Source organism: Candidatus Syntrophocurvum alkaliphilum, from assembly GCF_009734445.1.
Taxonomy (GTDB): Bacteria; Bacillota; Syntrophomonadia; order Syntrophomonadales; family Syntrophomonadaceae; genus Syntrophocurvum; species Syntrophocurvum alkaliphilum.
On sequence record NZ_CP046457.1, the window covers coordinates 483,909 to 501,206 of the forward strand.

16 protein-coding genes are annotated in these 17,298 nt (G+C 30.4%); 15 read left to right on the forward strand and 1 reads right to left on the reverse strand.

What is annotated here, in order from left to right:
• Positions 1-3 precede the first annotated feature (3 nt).
• The 13 genes from rpmF (at position 4) to mobB (ending at position 13,431) form a co-directional block, all read left to right on the forward strand.
• Entirely contained in the window at positions 4-174 is a 171-nt protein-coding gene (rpmF, locus tag SYNTR_RS02370) for a 50S ribosomal protein L32 (protein WP_156203015.1), read from the forward strand.
• A gap of 98 nt (positions 175-272) precedes the next feature.
• The gene (gene plsX, locus SYNTR_RS02375) at positions 273-1,229 is read left to right on the forward strand and encodes a phosphate acyltransferase PlsX (protein ID WP_156203016.1); all 957 of its coding nucleotides are present in this window, start codon (positions 273-275) and stop codon (positions 1,227-1,229) included.
• A gap of 33 nt (positions 1,230-1,262) precedes the next feature.
• A complete protein-coding gene (locus tag SYNTR_RS02380) occupies positions 1,263-1,511 on the forward strand; it encodes an acyl carrier protein (RefSeq protein ID WP_156203017.1) in 249 nt (82 codons plus the stop codon).
• Positions 1,504-2,205 (forward strand): ribonuclease III, encoded by a 702-nt coding sequence (rnc, locus tag SYNTR_RS02385; protein WP_156203018.1) that lies wholly within the window; start codon positions 1,504-1,506, stop codon positions 2,203-2,205. The genes SYNTR_RS02380 and rnc overlap by 8 nt, the downstream gene beginning before the upstream one ends.
• A gap of 7 nt (positions 2,206-2,212) precedes the next feature.
• The gene (locus SYNTR_RS02390; RefSeq protein ID WP_156203019.1) at positions 2,213-3,292 is read left to right on the forward strand and encodes an elongator complex protein 3; all 1,080 of its coding nucleotides are present in this window, start codon (positions 2,213-2,215) and stop codon (positions 3,290-3,292) included.
• A 139-nt stretch (positions 3,293-3,431) separates the two neighbouring features.
• Positions 3,432-4,397: a biotin--[acetyl-CoA-carboxylase] ligase gene (locus SYNTR_RS02395; protein WP_156203020.1), complete on the forward strand. Its 966-nt coding sequence runs from the start codon at positions 3,432-3,434 to the stop codon at positions 4,395-4,397.
• A gap of 14 nt (positions 4,398-4,411) precedes the next feature.
• Positions 4,412-7,981, forward strand: coding sequence for a chromosome segregation protein SMC (gene smc / locus SYNTR_RS02400; RefSeq protein WP_156203021.1), 3,570 nt, complete (start codon positions 4,412-4,414; stop codon positions 7,979-7,981).
• Positions 7,982-8,011: 30 nt separating this feature from the next.
• Positions 8,012-9,085, forward strand: coding sequence for a signal recognition particle-docking protein FtsY (gene ftsY / locus SYNTR_RS02405; protein ID WP_243140220.1), 1,074 nt, complete (start codon positions 8,012-8,014; stop codon positions 9,083-9,085).
• A gap of 2 nt (positions 9,086-9,087) precedes the next feature.
• Positions 9,088-9,879 carry an S-methyl-5'-thioadenosine phosphorylase gene (gene mtnP, locus SYNTR_RS02410; protein ID WP_243140221.1) on the forward strand — a complete coding sequence of 264 codons (792 nt, stop codon included), beginning with the start codon at positions 9,088-9,090 and terminating at the stop codon, positions 9,877-9,879.
• Positions 9,879-10,910 (forward strand): S-methyl-5-thioribose-1-phosphate isomerase, encoded by a 1,032-nt coding sequence (gene mtnA, locus SYNTR_RS02415; protein WP_197079224.1) that lies wholly within the window; start codon positions 9,879-9,881, stop codon positions 10,908-10,910. The genes mtnP and mtnA overlap by 1 nt, the downstream gene beginning before the upstream one ends.
• A gap of 3 nt (positions 10,911-10,913) precedes the next feature.
• Positions 10,914-11,561: a class II aldolase/adducin family protein gene (locus SYNTR_RS02420; protein WP_156203024.1), complete on the forward strand. Its 648-nt coding sequence runs from the start codon at positions 10,914-10,916 to the stop codon at positions 11,559-11,561.
• A gap of 81 nt (positions 11,562-11,642) precedes the next feature.
• The gene (locus tag SYNTR_RS02425) at positions 11,643-12,938 is read left to right on the forward strand and encodes an amidohydrolase (protein ID WP_156203025.1); all 1,296 of its coding nucleotides are present in this window, start codon (positions 11,643-11,645) and stop codon (positions 12,936-12,938) included.
• Positions 12,939-12,945: 7 nt separating this feature from the next.
• A complete protein-coding gene (gene mobB, locus SYNTR_RS02430) occupies positions 12,946-13,431 on the forward strand; it encodes a molybdopterin-guanine dinucleotide biosynthesis protein B (RefSeq protein ID WP_156203026.1) in 486 nt (161 codons plus the stop codon).
• 65 nt (positions 13,432-13,496) lie between these two features.
• On the opposite strand, the gene SYNTR_RS02435 is transcribed toward mobB, so the two are convergent.
• Positions 13,497-15,146 (reverse strand): CoA-disulfide reductase, encoded by a 1,650-nt coding sequence (locus tag SYNTR_RS02435; RefSeq protein WP_156203027.1) that lies wholly within the window; start codon positions 15,144-15,146, stop codon positions 13,497-13,499.
• Positions 15,147-15,608: 462 nt separating this feature from the next.
• Between SYNTR_RS02435 and SYNTR_RS02440 the strand changes: the two genes are divergently transcribed.
• Positions 15,609-16,055: an NADH-quinone oxidoreductase subunit NuoE family protein gene (locus tag SYNTR_RS02440; RefSeq protein ID WP_156203028.1), complete on the forward strand. Its 447-nt coding sequence runs from the start codon at positions 15,609-15,611 to the stop codon at positions 16,053-16,055.
• A 22-nt stretch (positions 16,056-16,077) separates the two neighbouring features.
• The gene (locus SYNTR_RS02445; RefSeq protein WP_156203029.1) at positions 16,078-17,298 is read left to right on the forward strand and encodes a complex I 51 kDa subunit family protein; all 1,221 of its coding nucleotides are present in this window, start codon (positions 16,078-16,080) and stop codon (positions 17,296-17,298) included.

Consider the following 17,298-nt stretch of genomic DNA (forward strand, 5'->3'; position numbering starts at 1 on the left):
TAAATGGCAGTACCCAAAAGAAGACAATCACATTCCCGTAAAAATAAACGTCGTTCTGAGTGGAGAAAGATCGACAAACCTGGACTTGTTGAATGTCCACAATGTCATGAATTAAAAAAGTCTCATAGAGCTTGCTTAAACTGTGGTCATTATAAAGGTAAGAATGTGATGTAATTAATAAAATTATCAAAAAGTAAGGAAGGAGTTCAAATTAGCTCTAGACTTACTTTTTGTTTTTTGTATCTATATATATTTGAACTGGAGGTTTAAAAATGAAGATTGCAGTAGATGTAATGGGTGGAGACCATGCACCACACGAGATTATTTTAGGTGCTATAAAAAAGGCAAAACAAACTGATTCAGAACTTATTTTAGTTGGAGATGAATCGACAATTCAAAAAGAATTAGAAAGATATGTAGTTAGATTAAATAATATATCAATAGTCCATTCAAATGAAGTAGTAGAAATGCAAGAATCTGCTACTGTAGCTTTGAGAAAGAAAAAAGATTCATCCATAGTCGTAGCAAATCAGCTAGTAAAAGAAGGGAAAGCAGATGCTGTTGTATCCTGTGGAAATACAGGTGCACAAATGGCTGCTGCTATATTTATTTTAGGAAGATTAAAAGATATTGATAGACCACCTATAATTGCTTCAGTTCCGACAATAAATGGAGAGGATTCTTTTCTTATAGATGTTGGTGCTAACGTAGATTGTAAGCCTAAACAACTTTTACAGTTTGCTCTATTAGGGCAAGTGTATTCATCTTTAATTAAGGGAAAAAGTGACCCTACTATAGCATTATTAAATAACGGAGAAGAAGAAGGCAAAGGTAATAACCAGCTTATAGAAACATATGAACTGTTTAAAAAGCAAAAAGACTTAAACTTTATAGGTAATATTGAAGGTCGAAATATATTTAATGGAAAAAGTAATGTTATAGTGTGTGATGGGTTTATTGGTAATGTGTTATTAAAAACTATAGAAGAAATGGCGATAATGATGACTGATTTGTTCAAGCAAGAAAATAATAAACTTCCAGAGTTTTTAGAGAGATTAGATTATACAAAAGTGGGGGGAGCACCGCTTTTAGGAATAGATGGGATAAGTATTGTTGGTCATGGTAGTTCAAAACGTGAGGCTGTTTTTAATGCAATTGGAATTGCAGAGGACTGTATTAAAAAAGAAGTAGTAAAAATACAGAACCTAGCATTAGATAATAGTATATAATGTAATGAAACCTTAATGTTAGGAGGCTTAACTATGCAAGAACTTTTTGAATTAGGGGCCAAGATCTTATCTGAACAATTAAATATAGAAGTAGATAATATCACAATGGAAACAGCATTTGAAGATATAAATGCTGATTCTATTGATGTTGTCGAAATGATTATGGCTATAGAAGATGTATATGATGTGGAGTTTCCTGAAAGTGATTTAGAAGACTATCCAACAATGGGTTCATTAATAGAAGCTTTATATACTTTTTTGAAGAGAGAGAAAAATGAGTAGTCAATCAATAATAAAGGAATTTATGCAAAAAAACAATTTAGATTTTGTAGATATTAATGTAATAAAAACTGCCTTAACTCATCCATCATATACACAAGAATACAATAATAATAACAATCAAAGGTTAGAATTTTTGGGGGATGCTGTTCTAAACTTTATAGTAGCTGAATATCTTTATACGCGCTTTTCTGATAAGCCGGAGGGGGATTTAACGAAGATAAGAGCTCGAGTAGTAAGTGAAAAAGCTCTAAATAATTTTGCTAAACAAATAAATATTGGTGCTTACTTACTTCTTGGCAAGGGTGAAGAAATGTCAGGTGGACGAAAAAGAAAATCTATTTTGGCTGATGCAGTTGAAGCAGTAATTGGTGGTATATATTTAGATCAAGGCATGGAAAAAACAAGAAAATTTATTATAGATAATATTGAACATTTTATAATAGAAACTGCAAATGGAAACTACCAAGATTATAAATCTAAGTTACAAGAATTAGTTCAAAGCAAGGGTCAAGATAATGTTAATTATAAAATAATAAAAGAAACTGGACCAGCTCATGCAAAAAGCTTTGTAGCAGGAGTCTATTATCAAAATCGTTTACTAGCCTATGGAGATGGGAAAAGTAAGAAGGAAGCAGAGCAAAATGCAGCTGAAAATCTTTTGAAAAACAACGAACTTCTTGAGGAGATAGGTTAGAGGAAAAATGCGTCACTATAATATACCAATATTTATACCTCATTTAGGTTGTCCGTTTGATTGTATTTTTTGCGATCAAAAAAAAATATCTTCTACACTAGAAATACCTAATGTAGAGAATATAAAGACGATAATTGAAAATCATTTAAAAACCATACCATACAAGGACAGTTATGTTGAGCTAGCTTTTTTTGGAGGAAGTTTTACTGCTATTGATGAAAATTTGCAAAATGATTATTTATTAGCTGTACAAGAGTATTTAGAACAAAAAAAAATAAAAGGTATAAGAATATCAACTAGACCTGATTTTATAGATGAAAGTATATTAAAAAGATTAAAATCTTATGGGGTTATAACTATAGAATTAGGTGTTCAATCATTAGTTGATGATGTTTTGGAAAATTCTGGTCGTGATTATAATAGTGATACTGTTAAAAGAGCTTGTAATATTATAAAAGAATATGGCTTTACATTAGGTGTTCAACTAATGATTGGGTTACCTGGTGATAGTAAAGATTTATCGATTAAAACTGCCAAAGAAGCAGTAACATTAAATCCTGATATGGTCAGATTATATCCTACCATTGTTATTGCCAATACAACCTTAGACGAGATGTTTAAAGAAAAAAAATACAATCCACTAACTGTAAATGAATCAGTAGAAATATGTAAGAAAATGCTGTTGATATTTGAAGTTAATAAAATAAAGGTTATACGCCTAGGACTATATCCAGGAGAGGACCTTAGAACAGAAGGCGTAATATCAGCAGGGCCGTTTCATCCTAGCTTTGGGGAAATAGTAGAACAAGAAATTTACAAAGATCAGCTAGCAATGTTAATTGATATGTTTTTTACAAAATATCACAAATCAAAAATTATTAAAATACATGTAAACCCTAGAAATATTTCTAAATTGGTAGGCAAAAAACGAAGAAATATAACCATATTAATGGAGAGATACAAACTAAAAAATATACTTATTAATCAAAATGAAGATATAGATAATAATACTATAGGAATAGGTTTTCAAGACAAATCAGAACCTTTAATGCAATTAAGTAGGAATGAATTTGTTAATCTTGCTTAGTTTATTAGTTTTCTATTTAGTAATTATTATTTTAAATTAGAAATAAAAGGGTGGAGAAAAAAAGGACTTCACCCTTTTTATGTATAATAAATATTTGTAAATAAATACCACGAAAGGATATAAAAAGAAAGAGAAAATAATGCGTAATAATATATTAAATTACTTTCTAAAGTATTCTAATGAATATATTTCAGGTAGTTACCTTGCAAAACAATTAGGGATTAGTAGAGTAGCAGTATGGAAGCATATTGAAGCTTTAAAAGACGAGGGATATGATATAACTGGTATTAGTGGGAAAGGGTACAAGTTAGCAAACCCCTATAATGTTATATCAGCTGATTACATAATGAAAAATGTGCAAACAAAGCTTTTTGCCAAAAAAACTATGTATTTAAAGATAGTAGATTCTACTAACAATAAAGCAAAAAGATTATTCGAAGAAAAAGTTTTGGAAGAGGGTACTGCAATAATAGCTAAAGAACAAACTAATGGTAAAGGTAGAGTAGGGAGAAAATGGGAGTCACCTAGTGGTGGATTGTGGTTTTCTATAGTACTAATACCTAATTTAACTATACAAGAAATAGCCTTGCTTTCTCTAGTGTTTTCACATGCAGTTTCTAACGCCCTTAACAGTTACTTACCAACCAAATGTAATATTAAGTGGCCAAACGATATTTATTATAATAATAAAAAAATAGCAGGTATATTGCTAGAAATGTCGGGAGAAATAGATGAAATAAACTATTTGATTTGCGGAATTGGTATTAATGTTAATAATAAATCAGAATTACTAAGTGATAATATAAACCGTATTTCAACATCTATTATTGAAGCAACTGATATTCATATAAATTTAAATAATATTTTCCTAGATGTGATTTATTATTTAGAGAAAAATTATTATTTATTTTTAAATTATGGTTTTGAAAGCATAAAAAAAGGATACATTAAAAATTGTTTGCATATAGGGCATGAAATAATAATTGAACAAAAAGGAAGAACAATAAAAGGGAGAAACATTGATATAGATAATATGGGTAACTTAATAATAGATACTGGTAAAAGATTAGAACGAGTAAATACTGGAGATGTTGTACTGTTATAATAGGAGGAAATTCAATGTTATTAAAAAGGCTTGAAATAAAAGGTTTTAAAACTTTTGCTGATACTACTGAGATAAGCCTTAAGCCTGGCATTAATGTAATAGTCGGTCCTAATGGGTGTGGTAAAAGTAATATTGTTGATGCTATTCGTTGGGTTTTAGGAGAATCAAACATAAGAAATTTAAGAGGAGAAAAAAACGAAGATGTAATATTTAATGGTAGTGATAAAAAAAGACCGTTGAGTATGGCTACAGTTCAACTTACCATAGATAATGCTGAAAACTCCCTTCCTATAGACTATACAGAAGTTACAATGGGGAGAAAAGTTTTTCGTTCTGGAGAGAGTGAATTTGCTATAAATAAATCGAAAGTTCGTTTGAAAGATATGAGCAATCTTTTTGCTGGCACAGGATTAGGTAAAAAAGGATATTCTATTATAAGTCAAGGGGAATTAGAGCAGGTTTTAAATGGACAAGGGTTTGATAGAAGACTAATTTTAGAAGAAGCTTCGGGAATTATCAAATATCGTTATCAAAGAGATGAAGCCCAAAAGAGAATTATGTCTACTCAAAATGATATAATAAGGGTTTCTGATATCCTACAAGAGCTGGAAGCAAGAAAGGAAGACTTAGGTCAAAAGGCTGAAAAAGCTAAAACATATATAGAGTTATCTGAAAAACACCAACAATTAGAAAAAAAATTTCTAAGTCACCAGATTAAAAATTCTAAAGAAACATTAAAAGAGAAAAAAGAGTCTTTATTAGTGATAGAAAATACTATAAAAAGTAAATACGATATTTTGCAAGAGCATCAAGAAATGTTGTTAAATATGGAAAAAGATTTAGAAGAGAAACGTAAATCTTTTAATAAAGCTAAGGAAAAAAAGCATGAATTAGAAAACATGATTAATAATTGTAAAGCAGATATTAATTTGAGTAATGAAAGACTTAACAATTCTTGCGAAAGGCAAAATAATGCAGAAGAAGAAAAAACCAAATATTCTGTATTAATTGAAAAAGTAGCTTTGGATTTAGAATCAGCTGAAAATGATTATAGTACTGAGGAACAAAAATATTTTAATTTAAAAAGTAAATTAGATAACCTAACTGAAGAGATAAAGGATTTAGAAATTAAAATAAATAACAAAAATGATAAGTTTGAATACGAAAAAAATCAGGTTTTTGACATCCTTAATAAAGAGACAGAAATAAAAAATAAAATTACTAAAAGTGAGGAAGAAGCTAAAAGACTAAATGATAAAAAACAGAGATTAAAAAAGAATATATATGATTTAGAGGAAAAGCAAAAAAACTTGCTTGAAAGTCAAGAGAATATAAAATCTAAGATAAAAGTAGAAGATCAAAAAAGAGAAAAGGTTAATCAAAACATTATTAAATTGAAATCTTCTAGAGATGAAATAGTTGCTGAATTAAATATTGTAAAAGATACAGAACAAGATTTAAACTCTCAAAATAATAGATTAAATACAAAGCTATTAACATTACAGGATATGGATAAAAATTTTGTTGGGTACTCTGAAGGGGTAAAAGCTATAATAAAAGCTAAAAACAAAAAAGAAATTATAGGATTAATAGATGTAATAGGGAATTTAATTGATGTTCCTAATGGTCTTGAATTAGCTGTTGAAACAGTAGCGGGAAGAAGCTTAGAAAATGTAGTTGCTCAAGATAGTAATGCAGCAAAACAAGCTATAAAGTTTTTAAAAGCAAACAATTCAGGAAGAGTTACGTTTTTACCTTTAGACAACCTAAGAGTACGCCCACTACCTAATGAAGCAATAAAAAAATTAATGAGTTATCCAAAAGTAATAGGCTTAGGTTCTACTCTCATAAAGCATAAAGCTAGCTATGCAAAAGCTATACAATACTTATTTGGTCGTGTTCTTTTTGTTGAAGATATAAACACTGGTATGGATATTTTTAAAAACACAAATTATGCAGTTAAAATCGTTAGCAAGGAAGGTGACTTGATTACTGTAAGTGGAGCTTTAACGGGTGGTAATCATAAAAAGAGTAAAGTTAGTCCTTTTCAACGTAAAAAAGAGCAAAAAGAAATAAATGAATTAATGACTAAATGTAAAGCTCAAATAGAAACAAATAATTCAAAAAAGCAAGAACTGTTAAGCAGATTAAGTGAAATAGATGAAGAGCTAACAAATACAAAAAATAGTATTAATGAAATAGATTTTTTACTAGAAATAAAAAACAATGAAAAACTAAAGTTAAAACAAGATATAAACAATATAGTACAAGATAAACAGGTTAAACTACAAGAACTAAAATCTACACAAAATAATATAAATCATATTACAAAAATTATTGATGAACTTAAAGATGAATATAAGATCAGAATTAATGAAAGCCAAGGACTAACTGAACATATAGAGGAGTTAAAACAAGAAATAAATGATTATAAAAGCAATTATGAAATAATAAAAGAACGGAAGTTATCCTTAGCTGAACAGATAGAGATGAAAAGTAAAGAATTATCTATTCTGCAAAAGAATATTACTCAATACAAAGAACTGAAAAGCTCATATAAACAGTCTATAGAAAAAGCAAATGAAACATATACAAAAAGTACAGATGAAATTAATAAACAAATGGTAAAAATAAATAAACATAATAAAGAATTAAAAGAATATCATGAACACTTAAAACAATATACAGCTTACATAGAAAAACAAGAACAAAACATAAAAAATATTTATAAAACTGTAAATGATAAAAAAGAAGAAATAGATCCATTAAATAAAGAAATTAAATATTACGAAAATCAAAAACAAAATATTAAAATTAAGGTTGCTAAATTAGAAAATGAACTAGAGTATTTAACAAACAACTGGGAAAATAAATTTAAAAATGATATTCCTATACAAGATGGATTAAACGCAAAAGAGATAAAGGAATATAGTTTATTATTAAAAAATTTAGAAATAGAATTAGAAAATCTAGGTTTAGTAGATGTGGCAGCTATAGATGAGTATAAAGAGTTAATAGAACGTTATGATTTTCTTATTAAACAATATAATGATTTAAATAATGCTAAGGATTCACTCAAAAATCTACTCAAAGAAAATGAAAAATTAATGAATAACTCATTTAAACATTTTTTAAAACAAGCTAATGAAAGTTTTAGGCAAACTTTTATAGAAATTTTTAATGGTGGTGATGCCAGTTTAAATATTGATTTAAATGAAAATCTTTTGGAAGCTGGTATTGATATAGTTGTAAAAATGCCAGGTAAAAGAAACCAACCATTAAACTTACTGTCTGGTGGTGAAAGAGCATTAACTTGTATAGCATTTATATTTTCTTTGCTAAGATTAAAACCAGCCCCTTTCTGTTTATTAGATGAGATAGATTCTGCATTAGATGAGACAAACTTATTAAGATTTTCTAATTTTTTGCAGAAAATGTCTACAACAATTCAATTTATTGTTATTACTCATAGACAGGCAACAATAGAAGCAGGAAAAATGATCTATGGTATAACAATGCCTGAAGAGGGGGTATCATCTGTTTATTCTTTAGACATATCTTCTGCACAAGATATTGCAGGATAGATAATCAAAAATGTTGGGATGTGAATATTAGTGTCTTTTTTAGATAGATTTAAAGGCAAAAAGAAAGATAATAGTCAAAACAATGAAAATATGAGTTCTAAACAAACACTAGAGGAAGAATCACTTTCTGGGGCTCCATTGCAAGAACAAGGCATAGAAAACAAAAATGAAGAAAAAGTAGGTTTTTTTGAAAAATTTAAAAAAGGTTTGAGTAAAACAAGAAAAAATTTAGGTGGAAAAATTGATGAGTTAATTAAAAGCAATAAAAAGCTTGATGAAAATTTTTATGAAGAATTAGAAGAAATACTGATTCAAGCAGATATTGGTGTTAATACGTCATTAGAGCTAGTAGAAAATATAAGAAAAAATGCTAAGAAAAGAAAATTAAGTGATTCAAGTCAAGTATATGAATTAATTAAAGAAGAAATAACAAACATTTTAAATAATAATAATGAAGGTATAGATCATATAACTGAAACTAAACCTGAAATTATTTTAGTGGTGGGTGTTAATGGTGCTGGTAAAACTACTTCTATAGCTAAGTTAGCTTATATGTTAAAGAATGAGAATAATAAAGTATTATTAGCAGCAGGTGATACTTTTAGAGCAGCTGCTATAGATCAACTTCAGACTTGGGCAGATAGGATAGGAGTTGAATTAATAAAGCATCAAGAAGGTTCTGACCCCGGTGCAGTTGTTTATGATGCTATTAATGCAGCAAAATCAAGAAAAGCTGATTATTTAATCGTAGATACTGCAGGTAGGCTGCAAAATAAAACTAATTTGATGAAAGAATTAAGCAAAATTAGAAAAGTTATAGAAAGGGAGACACCTGAAGGTGTACAGGATGTATTATTGGTTTTAGATGCTACAACAGGGCAAAATGCAATTAGTCAAGCGAAAATTTTTGAAGAAGCGACTGGAGTGAGTGGAATAATACTTACTAAGCTTGATGGAACTGCCAAGGGTGGAATTGTAATTGCAATAGCCAAAGAATTAAATATACCAGTAAAACTGGTTGGTATTGGTGAAGGACTAGAAGACTTAAAAGAATTTTCAGCATCAATATTTGCTGAAGCACTTTTTGAAAATAAGGAGGAGTAATAATGCCCAAAATAGCTATTATTGGTGGAACAGGAATATATAATCCCAAACTTCTAGATAATGTGAAAGAAGTTGAACAAAAAACGAAGTATGGAGATGTAAAAGTATTAATAGGTGATTATAAAGGAATAGAAATTGCTTTTATTCCTAGACATGGTTCCAAACATAGTGTGCCACCTCATCTTATTAATTACCGTGCTAATATAATGGCTTTACATCACTTGGGAGTTAAAAACATTTTAGCTACAGCAGCAGTTGGGTCGTTAAATTATGAATTTAAACCAGGGCAATTTGTATTAGCTGATCAGTTTATTGATTTTACTAAATCTAGGCAAAATACATTTTTTGAAGGTGGTGATGAAGGAGTAATACATTGTGATATGACAGTACCTTATTGTCCAGATTTAAGGAAAGCAATAAAGCAAGCTGCACATAATAAAAATATAGATATTCAAGATAATGGTGTTTATGTTTGTACAGAAGGCCCACGTTTTGAAACTGCAGCCGAAATTCAAATGTTTAAAATGATGGGTGGTCATTTAATTGGCATGACTAGTGTGCCTGAAGTTTGTTTATCGCGAGAACTGGGTATGTGTTATGCTAATATATCAATTATTACTAATTTTGCAGCCGGTATTTCAACTCAAGCATTGACCCATGCGGAAGTCGTCGATATGATGAGGAGCCGTGTAGCAGACGTAAGACAGTTGGTAATGGAAACTCTTTTATATGTTTTTAATGATAAAAATTGTGATTGTACTAAAATTTTAGATGAAATTGGTGTTAACAAATGATAAAAACCGTTTCCTATGAAAATGGTATTTTAACTATTCTTGATCAAAGCAAATTGCCTGAAAAAGTTGAATATCTTAGATGCCATACTCCAGAAGAAGTTGCTGATGCGATACTTGACCTAAAAGTTAGAGGTGCTCCATTAATTGGAGTAACAGCAGCTTATGCACTTGCATTAGGTATGGTCAATTATCACGGAAATAATAAAATAGAATACTTTGAAAAGATATATAATTTACTAGCTTCAACCAGACCTACTGCAGTAAATTTATTTTGGGCAATAAACCGGATAAAAAAAATCTTTTTAGAAAACAGTTCTTTAGATAATACAAAACTTGCAAATATATTAATTAATGAAGTAAATAAAATGTTTAAAGAAGATATAAATACTAATAAGTTAATAGGGGAACATGGCGAAAAACTATTAAATTTAAATTCTAAAGTTCTTACTATATGTAACGCAGGTGCATTAGCTACATGTGGATATGGTACAGCACTAGGTGTTATTAGGACGGGATTTAGAGAAAATAAAATTAAGAATGTATGGGCATGTGAGACTAGACCTGTACTTCAGGGCTCAAGGCTAACAGTATGGGAACTTTTAGAAGACAATATACCAGTTACACTTATTACTGACAGTATGGCTGCTTATATAATGAGTTTAGAAAAGGTCGATGCTGTAATAGTAGGGGCAGATAGAATAGCAGCAAATGGTGATACAGCAAATAAAATTGGTACTTATTCATTAGCTATTGCTGCACATTATCATTCTATACCTTTTTATGTGGCAGCACCAACCTCCACAATAGATTTAACTTTAACCTCTGGTACTTTGATTCCAATAGAACAACGAAATGCAGATGAAATAAGACAACTAGCTAACTATCCAATTACCCACCAGGATGTAGAAGTTTTTAATCCATCTTTTGATGTTACTCCGAATGAATTTATCACGGCTATAATTTGTGAAAAAGGTATAATTAAAAAGCCCTTTAAACAAGAGATAATTAATTTTATGGGAGAGGAAGAATAATTAATGCAACATCAAAAAGAGCGTGAAAAACTACTGAAAATTGCGCTGGAAATATATGAGAGCAAAATGGTTACTGGTACCTGGGGTAATGTAAGTGTAAGGGTAAATAAAAATAATATGTTGATTACTCCAAGTGGGATGGATTACAGATTACTAAAACCTGATGATATGATTTTATTAGATTTTAACTTAGAAATTATTGAAGGCAATTATAAGCCTTCTATTGAGAGTCCAATGCATAGAGATGTTTATTTAAAACGTGAAGATGTGAATGCGGTTGTTCACGTTCATAGTAATTATGCTTGTGTTTTTGCAGTTGCAGGGGAAAGTATCCCTGTTGTTTTAGAAGAAACAGCACAAATAATAGGTCACCCTATTGAGGTTGCACCATATGCACATTGTGGTTCTAAAGAGCTTGCTAGTAATGTTGCTGACCATATTGCTGATAATAATGCAGTTCTTTTAGCTAATCATGGGTTAGTTGGTGTAGGTAAATCATTAAATCAAGCATTAAAAGTTTGTTATATTGCAGAAAAAACTGCAATGGTGGCATTACATGCGCAACAAATTGGAAAAGTAACTTCATTATCACCAGAACAAATAGATATTTTACGTAAAGATTTACATAAATATGGACAGAGTAAAAACTAAAAACAGGTGTCACTGGCAAAAAAAACTTAGACTACCTACAAACATAAATATGTGTATATCTTTGATTATAGGAGGATTAAAATGAGTATACTTATAAAGAATGTAAGTATAGTTCCATTAACAGAAAACAATAAGATAATAGAAAAAGGTTACATAATAATAGAAAATAATATGATTAAGCAAATAGGGGAGGGGAGTGCACCTGATGATAATTATGTTGAAGTAATAGATGGTACTAATAATATTGCTTTACCTGGATTTATTAATACCCATACTCATGCTGCTATGACTTTATTAAGAGGATATGCAGATGACTTACCATTGATGGAGTGGTTAGAAACTAAAATATGGCCTTTAGAAGCAAAACTAACAGCTGAAGATATATATTGGGGTACAAAGCTTGCTATTGTAGAAATGATAAAATCAGGTACTACAACATTTACAGATATGTATTTTCACATGGATAAAGTAGCAGAAGCTGTTAAAGATTCTGGTATAAGAGCAGTTCTATCTAGAGGTATGATAGGCATAGGACCTGAGAGTGATACTGCTATTGAGCAAACTAGAACTTTAGTTAAGAATTGGCATAACCAAGCTAATGGGAGGATAAAATTTGCTCTTGGACCTCATGCGCCTTATACATGTCCACCAGACTATCTTAAAAAAATTACTTCACTTGCTAATGAATTAAATGTAAGTATAAATATTCACTTAGCTGAAACTAAAGGTGAATTTGAAGATATTAAAAAACAATATGATAAAACTCCAATTGCTCTTATGGAGCAAATAGGACTATTTAATCATCATGTGATAGCAGCCCATTGTGTACATATAACAGAAGAAGATATAGATATTTTAAAAAAATATAATGTTGGTGTGGCACATAATCCAGAAAGTAATATGAAACTAGCTAGTGGTATAGCCCCAGTATCAGAGTTGCTTTCAAAACAAATTGCAGTTGGCTTAGGAACCGATGGGGCTTCTAGTAACAATAACTTAGATATGCTTGAAGAAATGAGATCAGCAGCCTTATTACATAAAGTAAATACAATGAACCCAACAGTTATTCCAGCCTATCAAGCTTTAGAAATGGCTACAATAAACGGGGCCTTAGTTTTAGGTTTAGATGGTGAAATTGGTCAGCTAAGAGAAGGCTTAAAGGCTGATATCATAATGGTTGAAGCAGATAAAGCGCACATGATACCAAGATATGATTTAATTGCAAATTTAGTTTATTCAGCTCAAGGATCAGATGTAAACACAGTCATAATAGATGGGCAAGTGATAATGAAAGATGGTAATATTGTTGTTTTTGATGAACAAGAAGTTCTTAATAAATGTAAAGATGTAGCAGAACGCTTAATGAAGGAGTTTTAAGTGTTTTATGAAAATAATATCATTTGTAGGAAGACATAATTGCGGAAAAACAACATTATTAACTAAAATAATACCTCTTTTAAAAAAAGAAGGTATTAATGTAGCAGTAGTTAAGCATTCTGCAAAGGAAATTCATGAACTGCCGTCTGATAAGGACTCTGATAGACTATTTAACTCAGGCTCTGATGTTGTCTATTTTGTCTCTCCAAAGTTATCTGTGTATTACTCTAAGGATAAAAAGGAAAAATCATTAAATGATGTATTAAACAGTATACCCAATAATATAGATTTAGTCATAATAGAAGGTTACAAAAAAGAAGACTATCCTAAAATTGAAGTTATAAGAAAAGATATAGATGCATTACCTATAAAAGGGCTTACTAACGTTATAGCTAAAGTAACTGACTGTACAATTGACAGCCAGTTACCTGTTTTTAGCTTTAATGATGAGGATTTAATTACTAGGTTTATCATTAAGTGGTTAAGTAAATAAATAGTATTCATATCTAGAGATGCATTAATTAAACACAGTTAGCTCAATCGAGTCTATTGTTTTTATTATATATAGTCTGGTAAATATGAACGGTAACCCCCACTAATATTCTTACAATTATATCCGTTTTGTAATAAAATGCGATTAGCTATATAACTTCTTAGTCCTTGTTGACAGTATACTAATATCTCTTTGTCTGAAGGTAATTCTTTAATTCTATCTCTTAAGCTATCCAGTGGTATATTATAAGATTTTTCTACTGTTCCTGCCTCTACTTCTGAGGTGGTACGCACATCTAAGAGAATTGCTCCTTGAGCTAACTTTTCAGCTACTTCATCCCAATAAACAATTTTAATATTATTTTTAATTATATTAGATGCTACATAACCTAACATATTTACTGGATCTTTTGCTGAAGAAAATGGAGGTGCATAAGAAAGTTCTAGTTCCTGTAAATCAGAAACTGTCATGTTGGCCCTAATAGCTGTTGCAAGAACATCTATACGCTTATCAACTCCATCATAGCCAACTATTTGTGCACCTAGTATTTTACCTTTATCAGGAGTAAATAACAATTTTAAGCTCATATCTGTTGCTCCAGGGTAATAAGTGGCACGCGAGCTAGGATGAGTATGGCATGCTATGAAATCTATTCCTAATTTTTTTAGAGTTTTTTCATTAAGACCAGTTGAGGCAACAACCATATCAAAGATCTTTACTATTGATGTTCCCTGAACTCCTTTGTATTTTATATCCTCATTAACAATATTATTAGCAACTATCCATCCTTGCCTATTAGCAGGTCCGGCTAAAGGTATGTGGGTATCATAACCTGAAACAAAGTCTTTTACTTGGATAGCATCACCAGCGGCATAAATATATGGATTTGATGTTTGCAAATACTCGTTAACCAATATTCCGCCAGTTTCTCCAATTTCTAAATTAGCATCTTTTGCTAACTTACTATTAGGTTTTACCCCCATTCCTAAAACAATAAGGTCTGTATTAATTTCTTGTTCATTTTCTAAGACCACTGTATCAATGTATTCTTGTCCCTTAAATGAAGCTACTTTACTATTTAAATATAAATTTATTCCATTGGAAATAAGGTAACGATTTACTATAGCTGCCATTTCAATATCTAAAGGTTGCATTATTTGAGGAGCAGCTTCGATAACAGACACATTTAATCCAGCAAAATGGAGCATTTCCGCCATTTCTAATCCTATAAAACCTCCACCTATAATAGTGGCATTAGAAGGATTATTATTCTGAATATAAGACTTAATAGTATCACTATCAGGTATGTCTCTTACTGTAAATACATTAGGTTTATCAATACCTGTAATAGGTGGTGTAATAGCTGAGGCACCTGGGGATAAGACTAAATAATCATATTTTTCACGATATTTTTCACCCGTGTTTAAATTTTGTACTTCTACTTCTTTAGCATCTGGTTGTATACTAACAACCTCATTAAAAACTCTAATGTCAATTTTAAATCTACGCATCATAGCGTTAGGAGTTTGAACTAATAGGCGCTTACGTTTTTCTATAACACCACCAACATAATAAGGAAGTCCACAATTAGCAAAGGATATATGTTCACCCTTTTCAAAGACAATAATTTCTGCAAATTCATCTATTCTCCTTAATCTAGCTGCAGCACTTGCTCCTGCTGCAACTCCACCAACAATTAATATTTTTTTTCCCATATTTATCCCGCCTTTTTTAAACAATTAGTAAATTTATATTAGTATAACAAATATGTATATTAATGTAATTATATCTAAATCAATATTTAATATGTTTATAAATTATTTTTATTTTAAGAATAGGTGAAGTTTATTTAGTTAAATGTTATTGTTGTTATACAATAAAAAATATAATCATAAATAATATTATATGTTTTATTAACATAAAAAAATTTTATATCAAAAAACAATATGTTTACTCATAACAAATGGAGTGCCTAATCTCCGTTAATTCGTAATAATTAATATAGTTTAATCATAATCTCAACAACTATGATTTATAATGGCGATTAATAAAAGTTATACTAGAGCTATTTAGCAGGAATTTAGCTACATAAATTGAATTTATATAATGGTATTAAGATATTGATGATGAGCGTGATTAACTTAAATCATAACAATTAAAAAGGGAGGAGGGAAAATATGTCTAACTACAAGGATATTATTGCTAGCAACAAAGATAAAAAAGGAGGGATAATAGAAGCCTTTCATGCAATTCAGCGTGATTATAACTATATACCAGAAGAAGCATTAAAAGAAGCTGCAAAAGTATTTGGTGTTTCTGAAGCTAAAGCATATGGTGTAGCAACATTCTATTCTTATCTTTCAGTTGCCGAAAGAGGGAAGTATATTATTAGAATGTGTGAAAGTGCTCCCTGTCACATAGCTGGTGCAGATGAAGTATTAAAAGCATTTGAAAACATACTAGGTATTAAGGCTGGTGAAACAACCGCTGATGGGAGATTTACTCTTGAATTAGCTGAATGTGTTGGTCAATGTCAAGGTACACCAGTTGTAACAATTAATAGTAAGCCTATATTAAATGTACAACCCAATGATATACCTAATATATTAGAAAACTATAAGTAAAGCGGAAAGGAGGGAACTTAAGATGGCAGAAGAAATGCGCGTATTATTAAAATATGCTGATCAAATAAATCCTGAAAGTGCAGATGATTATATTAAAGTTGGTGGATATAAAGGTTTAGAAAAAGCGCGAAGCATGGATAGAAAAGCGCTTATTGAAGAAGTGAAAAGTGCGAACCTTCGAGGTCGTGGTGGAGCTGGATTTAATGCAGGCTTGAAATGGAGTTTTGTACCAGAAGCTGAAGTTAAATATGTAGTTTGCAACTTAGATGAAGGTGAACCAGGAACGTATAAAGATAGAATTATATGTCAAAAAAATGCTCAGGCTTTACTAGAAGGTATGGCAATATGTGGAGCAGCTATAGGTTCAAACATAGGTTATATCTATTGTAGAGGTGAGTATCCATTTATTGTTGAACTTTTAAATAAAGCTATTGAAAATGCAAAAGCTAGTGGAGCTTTAGGTGAATTTAATATAGAAGTAAGAATGGGTGCAGGAGCATATGTATGTGGAGAGGAAACAGCTCTAATTGAATCATTAGAAGGAAACAGAGGAGAAGCACGTTTTAAGCCACCATTCCCAGGAGTAGAAGGAGCATGGGGTGCACCGACTGTAGTTAATAATGTAGAAACTCTTGCTTATCTACCTTATATACTTACTAATGGTGCTGAGTGGTTTAGAAACTTAGGTGCTGAAAATTATCCTGGAACTAAAATAATAACATTAACAGGTGATATTGAATATGCTTCTTATTTTGAAGTGCCAACAAATTACACATTAAGAGATGTTATTTATAAACTAGGTGGAGGAATAAAGAACGGAAAGAAATTTAAAGCCGTTCAAGTTGGTGGAACCTCAGGTGCATTTATACCTGAATCACAATTAGATACACCTATAGATTTTGATTCAATGTCATCAATTGGTGCAGCGTTAGGTTCTGGTGCTGTCTTAGTCCTAGATGAAACTAGAGATATAGTAGATGTAGTTACTAGAATAGCAAAGTTCTTTGAACATGAATCTTGTGGAAAATGTAATCCCTGTCGTGAAGGAACCTTCCGCCAATATGAGATAATGAAACAAATAAATAGCGGTAAAGGAACAGAGAAAGACTTAGAAAAGTTTTTAAGATTATCTAAAGTAATGCAAAATGCTGCGCTCTGTGGATTAGGACAGGCAGCACCTGTTCCGATAGAATCAACTATAAAACATTTTGAGCATGAGTATAGAAGAAAACTAACTATTTAA